Source organism: Xanthobacter aminoxidans (assembly GCF_043193615.1).
Lineage (GTDB): Bacteria > Pseudomonadota > Alphaproteobacteria > Rhizobiales > Xanthobacteraceae > Xanthobacter > Xanthobacter aminoxidans.
Genome location: NZ_JBAFUS010000002.1, coordinates 531,825 through 547,346 on the forward strand (window position 1 = coordinate 531,825; position 15,522 = coordinate 547,346).

Genomic DNA, 15,522 nt, shown 5'->3' on the forward strand with positions numbered 1-15,522 from the left:
CCTTCTCAAATGCGTCGGGGGGCGGCCGGTCAGGGCTTCGGGGTGCCGGTCGGGGCTGGGCCGGGCAGGGGCGTGCCCTTGGCCGGTCCGCCCGGGCCTGTTGCGCTCACGCCTGTCGCGCTCACGCCTGTTGCGCTCATGCCGTCGGCGAGGGTCGGCCCGCGCGTCAGGGCGCCGAGGAAGTCGGCATCCGGCGAGAGCAGCAGCATGGGCGAGGCGCCCGCGAGCGTCTGCCGGTAGGTCTGCTGGGTGCGCAGGAAGGTGTAGAAGGCGGGGCTGTGGTCATAGGCCTCGCCGAGGATCTGGGAGGCCTTGGCGTCGGCCTCGCCGCGGGCGACCTTGGACTTCTGCTGCGCCTCTGCGAGGATGACGGTGCGCTGGCGGTCGGCGCGGGCCTGGATCTCCTGCGCCCATTCGAAGCCCTGCGCGCGCAGCTCCTTGGCCTCGCGCTGGCGCTCGGACTTCATGCGGTCATAGATGGCCTGGCTGGTCTCGGCCGGCAGATCGGCGCGCAGCAGGCGCACGTCCACCACGTCCACGCCGAGGGAGCGCCCGCGCTCGATCACCTCGTTGCGGATCTTGTCGATGATGCGGTCGCGCTCGGTGGAGAGGAGATCCACCAGCTTGGCCTGTCCCAGCTCCCGCCGGACCGCCGAGCTGACGATCTGCGCGAGCCGCGACTGGCCCTGCTCCACGCCGCCCACCGCCTGGTAGAAGGCGAGCGGATCGGTGATGCGGAAGCGGGTGTAGGTGCTCACTTCGATGCGCTTCTGGTCGCCGAGGATGATCTGCTCGGCGGGCGGCTCCAGCGAGATCAGGCGGCGCTCGAAATAAATCACAGTGTCGATGAACGGCGCCTTGAAGTAGAGCCCGGGCTGATCGTGGATGGCGATGGGCATGCCGAGCCGCACCACCAGCGCGCGCTGGGTCTGCTGCACCGTGAAGGCGAAGGAGGAGGCGAAGGCGACGAGGAGGATGCCCACCCCCAGCGCGATGAAACCGGCGCGCTTCACTTGGAGCCTCCCGTGCTGGCCTGATCCGCGACGGGCGGGGCGGGGAGGGTGGCGGCGCGCTTCTCCGCCTCGGTGAGCGGCAGATAGGGCACGATGCTGCTGCCGTGGGCGGAGAGGTCCACGATGACCCGGCCGGAATGCTTCAGCACCTCGTCCACGCCTTCCAGATAGAGGCGGCGGAGGGTCACGTCCTTGTGCCGCTCATAGGCGGCTTCCACGGCGAGGAAGCTCTGGGCCTCGCCCTTGGCGAGGTCCACCGCCTGCTCGCCATAGGCCTGCGCCTCCTGCACGATGCGCTCGGCCTCGCCGCGGGCGCGGGGCAGGATGTCGTTGCGGTAGGCCTCGGCCTCGTTGCGCGCCCGCTCCTGGTCGGCCCGCGCGCGCTGCACGTCGTTGAAGGCGTCGATGACGGCGGCGGGCGGATCGATGCGCAGCAGCTGCACCTGGGTGATGACGATGCCGGCCTGATACTTGTCGAGCAGGCGCTGGAGCACGACCTCGGTCTGCTGGGCGATCTGCTGGCGCTTGTCGGAAAGCGCCGCCTGGATGGGGTTCTGGCCGATGACCTCGCGCAGGGCGCTCTCGGCGGTCACGCGCAGCGTGCCTTCCGCATCGGCGACATTGAACAGGAACTGGCCGGCGTCGCGGATGCGCCAGAACACCACGCAGTCCACCTCGACGATGTTCTCGTCGCCGGTCAGCATCTGGCTGCGCTCGCGCCGTCCGTCGCGGGAGCCGAGGACCATCTGGTTGATCTGGGTGATCTTGGGCAGGAGGATGGTGTCGATGGGGTAGGGCCAGTGGTAGTGAACGCCGGAGGGCTCCGTCGCCACCCACTTGCCGAAGCGCAGCACGATGCCCTGCTCGTCCGGCTGCACCCGGTAGAAGCCGCTCGCCGCCCACAGCACCGCGATGAGCCCCACCGCCACCAGCGCGCCGCGCCGCCCGAAATGGGGCAGGCGCAGCATCTCCGACACCTGCTCCCGCGCTAGCCCCTCGAACGGCTGCGGACGCGCCGGTTCCGGAACGCCCGCGGGCGGTGAAGTCTCTTCAGTCGGCGGCACGGCTTCAATATTCGCCATTCAGGCTGACCTCAGGTCAGGTAATTTTTGATATTACCTAAAGTAATGGGCGGCGCAGGCCCAATGGATGGCGACGGACCATAGAAGATTTCAATCTCTGTTCGCAATTGCCCGCGTCTCGCCTTGGGTGCGGCATCTCGCGGCCCCGCTTCCGGCACCGGTGAAATGCAATTTTAGTCTATTGGACAGTGTGTTGGCTGATGCTTCTGGAGCCTGGCCGGCGGCGCGCGGCATCCCTTCCGTTCCGCGAGGTGGCGCACCGGGAGGAGCCGGCAACCGCCGTTGCGCAAGTCTTCCGCTGCGGCACTGCGGTGACAACGCGCACCCCGCCCGGTTCCGTCGCGCGTGCGAAGCAGATAGCAAGGGACGCCTGTATTCGCGCGCGCTTGCCCGTGCTTGCGCGCGCTCTTCCTGCGGGCGCCACGCCGTCCTCACAGCAAGCGGAATTCGACACCATGGCCAGCGTCTGCACCAATGGGGTGGACACCGGGTTCGTCGCCCTCGGCACCGGCAAGGTGGCCGTCCTCGGCGTCGTCCAGGGCATCACCGAGCTTCTGCCCATCTCCTCCACGGCGCACATGCGCCTCGTGCCGGCGGTGCTCGGCTGGCCCGATCCCGGCTCCGCCTTCTCGGCGGCCATGCAGCTCGCCGCTCTGTTCGCGGTGGTGACGTATTTCTGGAGCGACCTGCGCGCGCTGGCCTGCGGCTCCATCTCGGCCGTGCGCGCCGGCGATTTCACCGCCCACGCGCCGAAGACCGTGCTCGGCATCATCCTCGGCACCATCCCCATCGTCATCGCCGGCGTGCTCTTGAAGAGCAAGCTGAACGCCTGCGGCTCGTCCTTCCGCGAACTGTGGGTCATCGGCGCGGCCAGCCTCGTCATGGGTCTCCTGCTGGGCATCGCGGAAATGACCAGCCGCCACACTCGCACCTTCGCGCAGATCAAGCTGCCCGACGCGCTGGTGGTGGGCCTCGCTCAGGTGGGCGCCCTCATTCCCGGCGTGTCGCGCTCGGGCTCGACGCTGACGGCGGCCATGTTCCTCGGCCTGCGCCGCGAGGATGCCGCGCGCTTCTCCTTCCTGCTCGGCCTGCCGGCCATCTTCGCCGCGGGCGTGAAGGAATTGCTGGAGCTGCACCACGCCGGCCTCGACATGCAGGGTTGGGAGGTGCTGGGCGTCGGCCTCCTCACCGCCTCGCTCTCCGCTTTCGTCGCCATCTGGACGCTGATGCGGGTGATGGAGCGCCTCTCCTCCTGGCCCTTCGTGTTCTACCGCATCGGCATGGGCGTGTTCCTGCTGGTGGCGGTGTGGCGGGGCGTGCTCTCCTGAGTGCTCGACACACCGGGCGCCTCGCGTAACCTCTGCGCCACGGCCGCGAGGAAAGAGGGGGCGCGATGACGGAGGGGCAGGTTGCGGACCACGCCGGCCTGCGCCGGACCGTGCTGGTGGTGGCGCTGGCGAACCTCGCCTATTTCGGCGTGGAGTTCGCGGTGGCGCTGGCCATCGGCTCGGTCTCGCTGTTCGCCGACAGCGTGGACTTTCTGGAAGACGCCAGCGTCAACCTCCTGATCTTCGTCGCCCTCGCCTGGTCGGCGCGGGCGCGGGCGAAGGTGGGCATGGCGCTGGCGCTGATCCTGCTCATTCCCGGCCTCGCCACGGTGTGGACCGCCTGGGACAAATTCCTCGATCCGGTGGCGCCGCAGCCCCTCGCCTTGTCCCTCACCGGCCTCGGCGCGCTGGGGGTGAACCTTTCCTGCGCCTTTCTTCTTGCCCGCTACCGGCACCATCGCGGCAGCCTGACGAAGGCGGCCTTCCTCTCCGCCCGCAACGATGCCTTCGCCAACGTGGCGATCATCGCGGCGGGCGCCGTCACCGCCTTTCTGTGGCGCTCCGCGTGGCCGGACCTCATCGTCGGCCTTGCCATCGCTGCTCTCAATCTCGATGCCGCCCGCGAAGTCTGGGAAGCCGCCCGCGAGGAGCACCGCGCCGAGCCGTGAACCAGCCGTCGCAATCTTGAGCATGAACTGGATCTGGACAGCACCAAGCGGCGTTGTCACGCTGCCGCTGCTTCCTGCCGGATGGCGGGACGCTTCGGCCGCCTTTTCCGCGCATGGAATGACGAGTTTGGGGGCTGCCGATGGTCACGGGTGATGTTCAAAGGGTGGGGCGGGATGGCGCCGGCGCGGAGACGGCCCACCCGGGGCCGTCCCGGCGTGCGGCGCTGGGGCTCGATGCGCTCAATTTCTTCCTGGCGGACGTGCGCGACGGGCTGGGGCCCTATCTCGCCATCTACCTGCTCGCCGTGCGCGGGCCGGAGCAGGGCTGGACGGAGGCCACCGTCGGTTTCGTCATGACCATCGCCGGCCTCACCGGGCTGCTCGCGCAGACCCCGGCCGGCGCGCTCATCGACAGCAGCCGCAACAAGCCGGCCATTGTCATCGCCGGCGCGCTGGCGGTGACCTTGACCTGCCTCTCGCTGCCCTTCCTGTCGAATTTCTATCTGGTGGCGGGCAGCCAGTCTCTTGCGGCCATGGCGGGGGCGATCTTTCCGCCCGCGCTCTCCGGCATCACGCTGGGCCTCGTGGGGCCGAAGGCGTTCGCGCGGCGCATCGGGCGCAACGAGGCGTTCAACCATCTCGGAAACGCGGTCTCCGCCGCCATCGCCGCCGGAACGGCCGTGATCTTCGGCCCCATCGTGGTGTTCTGGCTCATGGCGGTGCTGGCCGTGCTCAGCATCGGCGCCATGCTGGCGGTGCCGCGCCGGGAGATCGACGACACGCTGGCGCGCGGCCTCTCCCATGATGCCGCCCACCACGAGCAGCCCTCCGGCCTGAAGATGCTGCTGTCGAGCCGGCCGCTGCTGATCTTCGCGCTCACCTGCTTCCTCTTCCACCTCTCCAACGCGGCGATGCTGCCCACCACGGGGCAGTTGCTCACCTATGTGGTGGGCAAGGATCAGGCGACCTCCCTCATCGCGCTCTGCATCGTGGCGGCGCAATGCGTGATGGTGCCCATGGCGATCATGGTGGGCGCGAAGACGGACGCGTGGGGCCGCAAGCCCATCTTCCTGGTTGCCTTCGCGGTGCTGGCGCTGCGCGGCGCGCTCTATCCCTTGTCCAACGATCCGTTCTGGCTGTTCGCCGTGCAGTGCCTCGATGGCGTGGGCGCCGGCATCTTCGGCGCGCTCTTCCCGGTGGTGGTGGCCGATCTCACGCGCGGCACCGGGCGCTTCAATGTCAGCCAGGGGGCAGTGGCCACGGCGCAGGGGCTGGGGGCGGCCTTCTCGGCCTCCATCGCCGGCGTCATCATCGTCTCCGCCGGCTACAGCGCTGCCTTCCTCACCCTCTCCGCCATCGGGGCAGCGGGCTTCCTGCTCTATCTGTTCGCCATGCCGGAGACGGGGGCTGCGGGCACCAAGGAACCCGCCGTGCCGCCGCCCGGCAGCGCGACCGTGTCGCCATAGAGCGCTTCGGCCTCGCTCTTCAGCCCGCCGCGAAAGACGAAGATTTCGCACGCGCGGCGGGTGGTGTCGCCCAGCGTCGCCTCATAGTGGACCACCATGCGCTGGCCCGGCTCGTCGCAGATGGCGGCGAGCAGGCGGAATTCCAGCCGCTCGATCCGCGCCAGCGCGGCGCGCCAATAGGCCTCCATGGCCGGGCGGCCCTCCAGCGTGGGGCTCCCGGTCATCTGCAGGGCGATGGGGCTGCGGAACCGGGCATCGTTGGTGAAGGCGGAGAGGACCGCCTCCACGTCGCGCCGGTTCCAGGCGGCGATCCAGGCATCGGCATGGTGGAGCATCTGCTCGCGCGTGAGCGTCACGGTCGGGTCCTCGGACTGGCTCATGGCGCCTCCGCCGCGTGGCAGCAGACGCAGATCTTGTTGCCGTCGCGGTCGCGGAAATAGGCGCCGTAATAGTTGGGGTGATAATGCGGCCTGAGGCCCGGGCCGCCTTCGTCCGTGCCGCCGGCGGCCAGCGCCATGCGGTGGATGTCGTCCACGCTGGCCCGATCCGGCGCGAGCAGGGCGACCATGGCGCCGTTGCCGGGAACGGCCGGGCCGCCGTCGAAGGGCCGGCACAGCAGGAACAGGGGCCGTCCGCCCGCCACAGGCTCCCACCCCGCCATGCCGCTCTCGCGGTTGAAGAAGCGCAGGCGCCAGCCGAGGCGCGCCATCAGCGGATCATAGAAGGCCTGCGCGGCGACGATATCGTCGGTGCCGACATTCACGTGGGAAATCATGCGGGCCTCACCATGGGGTGCCGTCCTTGCGGGTGAAGGACCAGCCGGTGGCGGAGAAATGCGCCACGAGATCGTCCTCGGGATAGGTGCCGGCATCCTGCGGGTCGCGGTCGCCGATTTCCAGATAGCGGACCTCCGCCTCGCTGCGGTTGACGAGGTGGTGGGCGAGCCCGTTGGCGGGAAAGCCGATGCACATGCCGGGGCCGAGCGGGAATTCGCCCGCGTCCGTGCGCAGAGTGGGCGTGCCGGAGAGGATATAGACGAACTCCTCCTGCCTCGAGTGCCGGTGCAGCAGCGCGGACTGGGCGCCGGGCGCCAGCGTGGTGAGATTCACGCCGAAGCGGGAGAGGCCGAACGCATCGCCGAGCTGCCTTTTCTCCCGGCCCGCCATGCGCGCGGCGAAGGGGGCGGGATAGTTCGAGGGCTTGGTGCGGGGCGGCACAGCCTCGGCGGCGAGGGGCGTGCGGGCGGGGCCTGTCATCGGGTGTCCTCATCAAGAACTTGCTGGAAGCTAGCGGATGTTTGGGCTCAAATGGGTGAGAAATTCTCACCTGTCCGATGCGTGCGGGGAAGCGTCCATGTCGTCCAATCTGCCTTCGCTCCGGGGCCTTGCGGCCCTCGATGCGCTGGCGCGGCACAAAAGGCAGGGGGCGGCGGCCGAGGCGCTGGGCATCTCGCGCTCGGCTCTCTCCCACCGCATCGCGGATCTGGAGGCGGAACTCGGCGCGCGGCTCGTCACCCGTTCGGGCCGCGTCTCCATGCTGACCGACGAGGGCACCGCTCTGCTCGCCGCCATGGGCGATGCCATCGGCCGGATCGAGGCGGCGGTGGCGCCCTTGCAGCGGCGGCTGCGGCAGATCCGGCTCTCCACCGTGAACACGCTGGCGGCCAACTGGCTGCTGCCGCGCCTGCCGCGTTTCCAGCGCGCCCATCCGGACATCGAGATCGCGGTGCTGACCACCCAGCGGGTGGTGGACCTCGACGGCGAGGATGTGGACTGCGCCATCCGCAATGGCATGGGCGACTGGCCCGGCATTCAGGCGCGGCTGCTCTTCCGCGAGACGCTGGTGCCCGCCGCCGCGCCCGGTCTCGCGCTGGGCCGGCCGTCCGATTGGCCGGTCATCCGCGCCCGCGCCCGCTTCCGCGACTGGCCGCTGTGGTGGCAACAGGCACGGCAGAAGGGGGAGGCTCCGGCCGGCGGCATGGTGGTGGAAAACCGGGCGCAGGCGCTGGAGGCGGCGCTGGCCGGCGCCGGCGTCGTCCTCACCGACGCGCGATATCTGGACACGCACCTCGCCGCCGGCCGCCTGCGGGTGCTGGGGCCGGTGATCGCGCTGGAGAGTGGCTTTTATTTCGTCCGCAGCCAGGCGCCGCGCAATCCGCGCAATGTGGAGGCCCTCGCGCGCTGGCTGGAAGAGGAGGGCCGGGCGACCCCGCAGGCCGGGTGGCCGCCGGGCGCTGCCGACTGAGAGCGAGGCGCGGCACCGGGCGATGCCGCGCCGCCGATCATCCCGCAAAGCCGGCACCGGCCGGCAGCGGATCGAAGCGCACGAGCCGGCTGTCGGCGACGCCCGCCTGCCGGTGCGCCATGGCCTCGCGATAACGCGGATCGCGCAGCATCTGCACGAACGCATCGGGGCTGGGATATTCGGCGATGAAGGCGATGTCCCAATGGGTCTCCGGCGGCCCGACGAGGGACAGCTCGAAGTCGCCACGCCACACGATGCGCCCGCCGATCTCCGCCAGCACCGGCGCGCTGAGGCGGCTGTAGGCCTCATAGGCCTCGGCGCCGGTGGTGACGCGGCCGTCCGCATACGTCACGCGCGGGCGCAGGCGGATGAGGTTTAGCAGATGCACCGGGCCGGGGCGGTCGTTGGCGGCGAAGGCGGCGAACGTCTCGCGGGTGAAGCTGGTGTGTCCCTCCATGGCTCAGCCCTCCGCCGAAGCCGTCCAGAGGCCGGGATAGGCCGGTGCGCGGCGGGCGATCCAGGCGTCCAGCCCCTCGCGCAGGTCGGCGGTGGGGGCCATGCGTGCGAACTGTTCAGCCTCCACCAGCAGGCCCTCGGCGATGGGCAGATTGATGCCGCGCGTCACCGCCGTGAGGATGGTCGAAACCGCGAGCGGGGAGTGGACGAGGATGCGCTCCAGCAGGTCGCGGGCGCGGGGCAGCAGCTCGTCATGGGGCACCACGGCGTTCACCAGCCCCAGCTCCAGCGCGCGCTCAGGCGAGAAGGTCTCGCCGGTGAGCAGCAATTCCATCGCCCGCTTGCGGCCGGCGAGGCGGGGCAGGCGCTGGGTGCCGCCGAAGGTGGGGGGCATGCCGAGCCGGATCTCCGGCTTGGCGAACACCGCGCGGTCGCTGGCGATGGCGAGCGGCGCGGCCTCCGTCACCTCGCAGCCGCCGCCGTAGGCGAGGCCGTTGACCGCCACCACCAGCGGCTTGCGGAACGCCTCCACCCGCGCCGTCAGCCTTTGGCCCCGCGCCACGAAATCCCGCAGCGCCGCCTCGGGGCTCTGCGCCACCGAGCGGGAGAATTCGGGAATGTCGCCGCCCGCCGAGAAGGCCCGCCCGGTACCGGTGAGGATGACGCCGCGGATACCGTCGTCGCCCTCGATTTCGTCGAGGTGGCGCAGCAGCGTCTCGATGGTGGCGTAGCTCAGGGCGTTGAGCTTTTCCGGGCGGTTGAGGGTGAGGGTGGCGATGGCGCCGTCGACCGTCTTCAGCACAAGGTCCGTCATGAGGGAACTCCCCGTTCGATGAGGCCCCGACCATGCCTGCGGCGTCCGGTTGAGTATACTCACTGTACGGTATACCTTGCGGCCATGCCGAAGCCCCCCAATGCCCGCGTTCAAGACAAGCGTGCCCAAGAAGCCCGCGCCCAAAATGCCCGTTCCCAGGACCGGCGCGCTCAGGACGGCCGGGCCCAGGACATCCGCGCCAAGGACACACGGGCGAAGATCGTCCAGGCCGCCTCCAAGCTGTTCTATGCGGAGGGGATCGGCCGGGTGAGCATGGATGCGGTGGCGGAGACGGCGGGCGTCACCAAGCGCACGCTCTACTATCATTTCGACAGCAAGGACGACCTCGTCGCCGCCTATCTCGACGCCCGCGACCAGCCCAACCTGACGCAGATGGCGGGGTGGTTCGCCGCCGCCGAGGGCGGGGTGGATACGAAGGTCGCGGCCATCTTCGCGGCGCTTGCCAAGAGCGCGCGGCATCCCAAATGGAAGGGCTGCGGCTTCCTGCGCACCACGGCCGAACTCGCCGCCTTGCCGGGACATCCGGCGGTGAAGATCGGTGCCCGCCACAAGGCAGCCTTCGCCACGTGGCTGGCGGGCGAACTGGAGAGCGCCGGCTTCGAGACGCCGACCGCCCTCGCGCGGCAGATCCTGCTGCTGCTGGACGGCGCCTTCTCCGCCTCGCTGGTGCACCGGGATGCGAGCTGGTTCGAGGAGGCGGGCGCTGCCGCCGGCGCGCTGGTGCGCGCCCATCCGCGCCAGCCGAGCCCGAGCGCGGTATCGTGATGCATTGAGTGCTTGCAAGTCCGCCGCCGGCGGCGATGGTAGGCGCCTCAATCGCGGGAGACGGGCAGTGGACTACGTGAAATTCGGCGCGACCGGCCTCGAAGTCTCGAAGCTGTGCCTCGGCTGCATGACGTTCGGCGAGCCGAACCGCGGCTCCCACGCCTGGCCCCTCAAGGAGGAGGAGAGCCGCCCGCTCATCCGCCAGGCGCTCGACCTCGGCATCACCTTCCTCGACACCGCCAACGTCTATTCGGACGGCACGTCGGAAGAAATCGTCGGCCGCGCGCTGAAGGATTTCGTGCGGCGCGAGGAGGTGGTGCTCGCCACCAAGGTGTTCAACCGCATGCGCCCCGGCCCCAATGGCGCGGGCCTGTCGCGCAAGGCCATCATGGCCGAGATCGACGCCAGCCTGCGGCGCCTCGGCACGGACTATGTGGACCTCTACCAGATCCACCGTTTCGACCACGCCACTCCCATCGAGGAGACACTGGAGGCGCTGCACGACGTGGTGAAGGCGGGCAAGGCGCGCTACATCGGCGCCTCCTCCATGCCGGCATGGCGCTTCGCCAAGGCGATCTACATCTCCCGCCTCAATGGCTGGACCCGCTTCGTGAGCATGCAGAACCACATGAACCTCCTCTATCGCGAGGAGGAGCGCGAGATGCTGCCCCTTTGCATCGAGGAAGGGGTTGCGGTGATCCCCTGGAGCCCGCTGGCGCGTGGCCGGCTGGCGCGGGCGTGGGACGAGGCGACCTATCGGCTGGAGAGCGACGAATTCGGCAAGACGCTCTATGTGGCGGGCGACCGCGAGGTGGTGGACGCGGTGGGCGCCATCGCCGCCAACAGGGGCGTGCCGCGCGCGCAGGTGGCCCTCGCGTGGCTGCTGCAGAAGAAGGGCGTCACCGCCCCCATCATCGGCGCCTCGAAGCCCGGCCATCTCACGGATGCCGTGGCCGCCCTCTCGCTGACCCTGACGGCGGAGGAGATCGCGGCGCTGGAGGCGCCTTACGTGCCCCACGGCGTCGCCGGCTTCACGGACTGAGCCCCCGCGTCCGCCGTGGCGAAAAGATCACGTTTCGTCGATCTGTGGGCGCCCGCTCCGCCCGCAGCAAAGTCGCCGCTTTGCCGTCGAAATTCCGCCCGCCGTCCGGAGCATCAGACGAGAGCGGGCAGGTTGGCCCGATCGTGTTTCTGGACAAGACCCATGAAGGGCATCGCTTTCGGAATTCTCCTCACCCTCGTCGCCGGTCTGCTGAGCGTCGGCGTCACCTTTGTGTTCGGCGGCAGCGGCGGTCTCAACTTCCTGCTGGCGCTCGGCGCCACGCTGGTGGCCCTCGCCATGGACGTGCCGACCGTCGCCTGACGCGCGCGCTCAGCCCGCCTGGGCGGCGGCGACCGGCTCCGGCGGCGCTTCCACGGTGCTGACGAACCCTGTGAGCAGCACCGCCACCTCGGCCGGCGCCTGAAGGGTCGGTACGTGCGCGCAATCGGGGATCTCGTGGAAGGTGCCGTTGGGCACGAGGTCGGCGAGTTCCCGCGCCATCACCGGCGGCGTCGCCGCATCCAGCGTCCCGGCGCAGGCGAACACGGGCACGGCGAGATGCCGGGCCGCGTCCTTCAGATCCAGAGTCGCGAGAATCCCGCAGGCCTCGCCGAACACCTCCGGATTGGTGGCGACGAAGGCCGCGCGCCGCTCCGCCAGCGTCTGCGGCACCCGCGCCGCCATGGCCGCCGGGAACAGGCGCAGCATGGCGGTCTCGGCGATGGCCTCCAGCCCGTCCTTACCGGCCTTCGCGGCCATGAAGCGGAACGCCCCGCGCCCCTCCTCGGTGAAGCCGGCGCCGCAGCCGGCCAGGAACAGGCCGCTCGACAGCTGCGGATGGCGCAGCGCCGTGGCGAGGGCGAGGAACGAGCCGTAGCCGTTGCCGAACAGGATCGGCATCTCGCCGGGACAGGCCGCCGCCACCGCCGCCGCCACCGCATCTGCCTGCCCATCGAGCCCGCCCGCGCGCGGTGAGCCGCCGAAGCCCGGCAGATCGAGCAGCACCAGCCGGAACCTGTCGGACAGCAGCGGCACCATGGGTTCGAGGCTGCCGCGATCGGACAGCAGGGAATGCAGAAACACGATGCTGGGGCCGGTGCCGGTGATGTGCGCGGAGAGGCCGGCGGCGCTTGTATTGGCGGTGAGCATCAGTGCACTCCCAGATGTTGGGCCATGAGGGCGGGATCGTCGGCGAGAACCTGCGGCGGTCCGCGCCAGACCACCTCTCCCGAAGACAGGACGACGCAGGTGTCGGCGAGCCGCAGCGCCAGCGGCAAATTGTGTTCCACGAGGAGGATGGAAAGTCCGTCCGCCTTGAGGGCAGCGATGGCGTCGGCCACCTCGGCGACGATCTGCGGGGCGAGCCCTTCCGCCGGCTCGTCCAGCAGCAGCACGCGCGGATTGGTCACGAGCGCGCGGGCGATGGCCAGCATCTGCTGCTCGCCGCCGGACATGGAGCCGGCGAGCTGCCGACGCCTTTCCTTGAGGCGCGGGAAGAGGGTCTCCACCGAGGCGATGTCGAACACCCGCGCAGCCGTGTGTCGGGGCGGCCGGTAGGCGATGGCGAGGTGTTCCTGCACGGTGAGGGAGGGGAAGATGCGCCGCCCCTGCGGCACCAGCCCCACGCCCAGCCGGCAGATGGCCTCCGGCTTGCGGTTCTCCAGCGCCGTGCCGAACAGTTCGATGCGGCCCTGCCGGGCGTCGTTGAGGCCGGCGATGGCCGAGAGGGTCGTGGACTTGCCCGCGCCGTTGCGGCCGAGCAGGGCGGTCACGGCGCCTTCCGCGCAGGTGATGTCCAGCCCGCGCACGGCGCAGATCTCGCCATGATAGACGTGGAGGTTGGACAAAGTGAGGGCTTCAGGCACCGAGATACACCTCCCGTGTGCGGGGATCGGCGGCGATGTCGGCGCGCGATCCGGTGGTCACGACCCGGCCGTGATGAAGAAGGGTGATGCGCTCGGCGAAGGCGAGGGCGACGTCCATGTCGTGCTCGATAAGGACGACCGTCATCTCTTCCGGGAGGTTGGCGAGGAGGTCCTGCACCATCACCCGCTCGTCGCGGGAGAGGCCGGCGAGGGGCTCGTCCAGCAGCAGCACGCGCGGGGCAAGGGCGAGGGCCATGGCGATTTCCAGCCGCCGCCGGTCGCCATAGGCGGTCTGGGACACCGGCCGGTCCGCGAGGTCGGCGAGCTTCACCCGGTCGAGGATGGCGAGCGCCTCGGCGCGCAGCGACGCATCGGCGCCGAAGGGGGACCAGGCCCGCCACTTGTCACGGCGCAGGCCGTTCAGGGCCAGCATCACGTTCCGGCAGAGGGTCTCGTGCGGGAAGAGCGTGAGGATCTGGTAGGTGCGGGCGAGGCCGAAGCCGGTGCGCTTGCGCGGCGGCAGGCCCACGAGTTCCGATCCGAACAGCCGGATGGAGCCGCCGGTGGGGGTGAGGTCGCCGCAGATCAGGTTGAACAGCGTGGTCTTGCCCGCGCCGTTGGGGCCGAGCAGCAGGTGCCGCTCGCCGGGCATGATGTCGAGGCTGACGTCCGCGATGGCGGGCAGGCCGCCGAACTGCTTGGTCAGGCCGTCGATGCGGAGTGCGGGCTCAGCCATCGGCGCGCTCCCTCGGCACGAGTTTGGGGGCGGGGCCGGGCTTGAGCCGCTTCAAAGACGCGGTGAGGCGGTTGAAGCCCGGCACGATGCCGTCCGGCATCAGGAGGACGATGACGACGAAGGTGAAGCCGAGCAGCATCACCCAGCGGTCGATCCAGATGGAGGCGAGGTTCTTCAGGAGCACCACCAGCGCCGCGCCGATGAGCGGGCCGGCCAGCGTCCCGGCCCCGCCCGCCACCACCATCAGCAGCACCTCGGCGGAGGCCGTCACCGCCATCATGTGGGGGCTGACGAACTGGTGGTACCAGGCATAGAGCAGGCCGGCGGCAGCGCCCCAGGCGGCGGCGAGCATCCAGGCGACGAAGCGGATGCGCCACACGTCATAGCCCACCGCGCCCATGCGGCGCGGCTGGTCCCGCGTGCCGCGCAGCGCCACGCCGAGCGGGCTGTCGAAGAAGCGGCCGAGCTGGACGAGAGCCAGCGCCAGCACCGCGAGGCACAGCCACAGGAAGTATTCCGGCTTTTCCAGCGGCAGCCACGCGCCGCCGGGGCGCGGCACGCCGGAGAGGCCGTTGTCGCCGCCCGTCACCGAGGTCCAGCGATAGGCGGCGCCCCAGACGATCTGGCAGAGCGCCATGGTGATCATCACGAAGCCGAGGCCGGTGGTGCGCAAAGCGACGAGGGCGAACAGCGCGGCCACCGCCAGCGTCCCGCCCAGCGCCACCAGCGCCGCGAAAACCGGATCGATCCCGCCCACGGTGGAGAGCCACGCCACCAGATAGGCGGCGAGGCCCGGAAATACCGCGAAGCCCAGCGAATTCAGCCCCGCATGGCCGACCAGCACGTTCAGCCCCAGCGCGCCGATGGCGGCGATGGTCACCTGGCTGGTCAGGTTCACGTAGAAGGGCGAGGTGGAGAACAGCGGCACCATGGCCATGGCGGCCAGCGCCACCGCGAAGGGGAGGGCGCGCGCACTCATCCGAGCCTCCGGCCGAACAGGCCCTGCGGCGCCACGGAGAGCACTGCGATCATGGGCAGAAACAGGATCACATAGGCAAGGTCGGGCACGAGCACCTGTCCGAATGTGTAGATGAAACCGATGGCGTAGGCGCCGACGAACGCCCCGGCGAGGCTCCCGGCGCCGCCGAGGATCACGACCAGCAGCGCCAGCGGCAGCATGTCCTGATCGAGGCTGGGATAGACCGAGAGGATGGGGCCGCCGATGACCCCGCCGAGGCCGGCCAGCGCCGTGCCGAGGCAGAAGACGGCGGTGAAGAGGGTGGAGGCGGAGACGCCGATGGCGCGGGCCATGCCCACGTCGTCCACCGCCGCGCGGATCATGGCGCCGGCGCGGGTGCGCTCCACCAGCAGCCACAGCCCCAGCGCCACCGCCGCCGAGGCGCCGATGACGAACAGCCGGTAGCGCGGGAACACCGCATCGCCGATGCGCACCGCGCCGGAGAGTTCCGGCGGCGGCGGAAGACGCATGGGGTCGCCACCCCACATCATCAGGCAGGCATCGGCGATGATGAAGGCGAGGCCCAGCGTCAGCAGCACCTGCGGCAGGGTGCGCCCGGCGAGCCGCCGCAGCAGCGTGCGCTCGATGATGCCGCCGAGCAGCCCCACCGCCACCGCGGCCGAAGCCGCCGCCGCCCAGAAGCCGAACCCGGCCTTCACCGCGGCAAGGCCGAGATAGGCGCCGAGCATGAACAGCGCGCCGTGGGCGAGGTTCGCCACCCGCATCAGCCCGAAGATCAGGCTGAAGCCCGACGCCAGCATGAACAGGAGCCCGCCGAGCGCGAGGGCGTTGAGGCTTTGGCTGACCCAGAAGGTCATGATTGGTCCTCGGATAAGGTGCGGAAACGAGACCGGCTGTCGCTCATCGAGCTGTCATCCCCCGGCTTGTCCGGGGGATCCACGGTGGGGCTGGGCTGGCTCCGGGGCGCCAGTCAGCCGACGGGCGGCGGGGTGGATGCCCCAGAACTCGGCTGTTGCCGAGTTCCGACTCTGCGAACGGAAGTC

General features: G+C 70.2%; 18 protein-coding genes and 1 pseudogene. 7 read left to right on the forward strand and 12 right to left on the reverse strand.

The features are described from left to right. Window positions 1-29: 29 nt before the first annotated feature. Window positions 30-1,013: a protease modulator HflC gene (hflC, locus tag V5F74_RS11465; protein ID WP_250166345.1), complete on the reverse strand. Its 984-nt coding sequence runs from the start codon at window positions 1,011-1,013 to the stop codon at window positions 30-32. Next, on the reverse strand, window positions 1,010-2,095 hold the full coding sequence (gene hflK, locus V5F74_RS11470; protein WP_374249968.1) for an FtsH protease activity modulator HflK: 1,086 nt from the start codon (window positions 2,093-2,095) through the stop codon (window positions 1,010-1,012). The genes hflC and hflK overlap by 4 nt, the downstream gene beginning before the upstream one ends. Window positions 2,096-2,550: 455 nt before the next feature. Between hflK and uppP the strand changes: the two genes are divergently transcribed. From uppP to V5F74_RS11485, 3 genes are all read left to right on the forward strand, one after another. Beyond that, a complete protein-coding gene (gene uppP / locus V5F74_RS11475) occupies window positions 2,551-3,423 on the forward strand; it encodes an undecaprenyl-diphosphatase UppP (protein ID WP_029554852.1) in 873 nt (290 codons plus the stop codon). A gap of 65 nt (window positions 3,424-3,488) precedes the next feature. Further along, window positions 3,489-4,091 carry a cation transporter gene (locus V5F74_RS11480; RefSeq protein WP_394008136.1) on the forward strand — a complete coding sequence of 201 codons (603 nt, stop codon included), beginning with the start codon at window positions 3,489-3,491 and terminating at the stop codon, window positions 4,089-4,091. A gap of 140 nt (window positions 4,092-4,231) precedes the next feature. Beyond that, window positions 4,232-5,557 carry an MFS transporter gene (locus V5F74_RS11485; RefSeq protein WP_394008138.1) on the forward strand — a complete coding sequence of 442 codons (1,326 nt, stop codon included), beginning with the start codon at window positions 4,232-4,234 and terminating at the stop codon, window positions 5,555-5,557. Here V5F74_RS11485 and V5F74_RS11490 read toward each other — a convergent pair. Genes V5F74_RS11490 through V5F74_RS11500 form a run of 3 tightly spaced genes read right to left on the reverse strand, consistent with a single transcriptional unit; the run spans window position 5,470 to window position 6,813 of the window. Further along, complete coding sequence (locus V5F74_RS11490; protein WP_051678680.1) at window positions 5,470-5,937, reverse strand: nuclear transport factor 2 family protein; 468 nt, start codon at window positions 5,935-5,937, stop codon at window positions 5,470-5,472. The genes V5F74_RS11485 and V5F74_RS11490 overlap by 88 nt on opposite strands. Continuing rightward, entirely contained in the window at window positions 5,934-6,332 is a 399-nt protein-coding gene (locus V5F74_RS11495; RefSeq protein WP_394008140.1) for a VOC family protein, read from the reverse strand. Before V5F74_RS11495 ends, V5F74_RS11490 begins: the two co-directional genes overlap by 4 nt. Before the next feature lie 7 nt (window positions 6,333-6,339). Next, window positions 6,340-6,813 carry a cupin domain-containing protein gene (locus tag V5F74_RS11500; RefSeq protein ID WP_394008141.1) on the reverse strand — a complete coding sequence of 158 codons (474 nt, stop codon included), beginning with the start codon at window positions 6,811-6,813 and terminating at the stop codon, window positions 6,340-6,342. A gap of 97 nt (window positions 6,814-6,910) precedes the next feature. Between V5F74_RS11500 and V5F74_RS11505 the strand changes: the two genes are divergently transcribed. Beyond that, entirely contained in the window at window positions 6,911-7,801 is an 891-nt protein-coding gene (locus tag V5F74_RS11505) for a LysR substrate-binding domain-containing protein (RefSeq protein WP_394008143.1), read from the forward strand. A gap of 37 nt (window positions 7,802-7,838) precedes the next feature. Here V5F74_RS11505 and V5F74_RS11510 read toward each other — a convergent pair whose 3' ends face one another. Continuing rightward, window positions 7,839-8,258, reverse strand: a complete 420-nt coding sequence (locus V5F74_RS11510; protein ID WP_394008145.1) for a DUF1330 domain-containing protein — start codon at window positions 8,256-8,258, stop codon at window positions 7,839-7,841. 3 nt (window positions 8,259-8,261) lie between these two features. Next, on the reverse strand, window positions 8,262-9,071 hold the full coding sequence (locus V5F74_RS11515) for a crotonase/enoyl-CoA hydratase family protein (protein WP_394008147.1): 810 nt from the start codon (window positions 9,069-9,071) through the stop codon (window positions 8,262-8,264). Between the two features lie 84 nt (window positions 9,072-9,155). On the opposite strand from V5F74_RS11515, the gene V5F74_RS11520 reads away from it, so the two are divergent. The 3 genes from V5F74_RS11520 to V5F74_RS11530 all read left to right on the forward strand — a co-directional run bounded on the left by V5F74_RS11520 (window position 9,156) and on the right by V5F74_RS11530 (window position 11,220). Continuing rightward, a complete protein-coding gene (locus V5F74_RS11520; RefSeq protein ID WP_394008149.1) occupies window positions 9,156-9,857 on the forward strand; it encodes a TetR/AcrR family transcriptional regulator in 702 nt (233 codons plus the stop codon). 67 nt (window positions 9,858-9,924) lie between these two features. Then, window positions 9,925-10,899 (forward strand): aldo/keto reductase, encoded by a 975-nt coding sequence (locus tag V5F74_RS11525; RefSeq protein WP_394008151.1) that lies wholly within the window; start codon window positions 9,925-9,927, stop codon window positions 10,897-10,899. 162 nt (window positions 10,900-11,061) lie between these two features. Further along, window positions 11,062-11,220 (forward strand): hypothetical protein, encoded by a 159-nt coding sequence (locus tag V5F74_RS11530; RefSeq protein ID WP_374249979.1) that lies wholly within the window; start codon window positions 11,062-11,064, stop codon window positions 11,218-11,220. A gap of 9 nt (window positions 11,221-11,229) precedes the next feature. On the opposite strand, the gene V5F74_RS11535 is transcribed toward V5F74_RS11530, so the two are convergent. The 5 genes and pseudogenes from V5F74_RS11535 to V5F74_RS11555 form a co-directional block, all read right to left on the reverse strand. Then, on the reverse strand, window positions 11,230-12,048 hold the full coding sequence (locus V5F74_RS11535; RefSeq protein WP_394008153.1) for an alpha/beta fold hydrolase: 819 nt from the start codon (window positions 12,046-12,048) through the stop codon (window positions 11,230-11,232). After that, window positions 12,048-12,764 carry an ABC transporter ATP-binding protein gene (locus V5F74_RS11540; RefSeq protein WP_029876933.1) on the reverse strand — a complete coding sequence of 239 codons (717 nt, stop codon included), beginning with the start codon at window positions 12,762-12,764 and terminating at the stop codon, window positions 12,048-12,050. Before V5F74_RS11540 ends, V5F74_RS11535 begins: the two co-directional genes overlap by 1 nt. Then, a pseudogene (locus tag V5F74_RS11545) lies at window positions 12,757-13,428 on the reverse strand (ABC transporter ATP-binding protein); the annotation flags it as partial. The pseudogene V5F74_RS11545 and the gene V5F74_RS11540, both read right to left, overlap by 8 nt. Before the next feature lie 64 nt (window positions 13,429-13,492). Next, window positions 13,493-14,479, reverse strand: coding sequence for a branched-chain amino acid ABC transporter permease (locus tag V5F74_RS11550; RefSeq protein ID WP_394008157.1), 987 nt, complete (start codon window positions 14,477-14,479; stop codon window positions 13,493-13,495). Next, complete coding sequence (locus V5F74_RS11555; protein WP_029554837.1) at window positions 14,476-15,336, reverse strand: branched-chain amino acid ABC transporter permease; 861 nt, start codon at window positions 15,334-15,336, stop codon at window positions 14,476-14,478. Before V5F74_RS11555 ends, V5F74_RS11550 begins: the two co-directional genes overlap by 4 nt. Window positions 15,337-15,522: the final 186 nt, after the last annotated feature.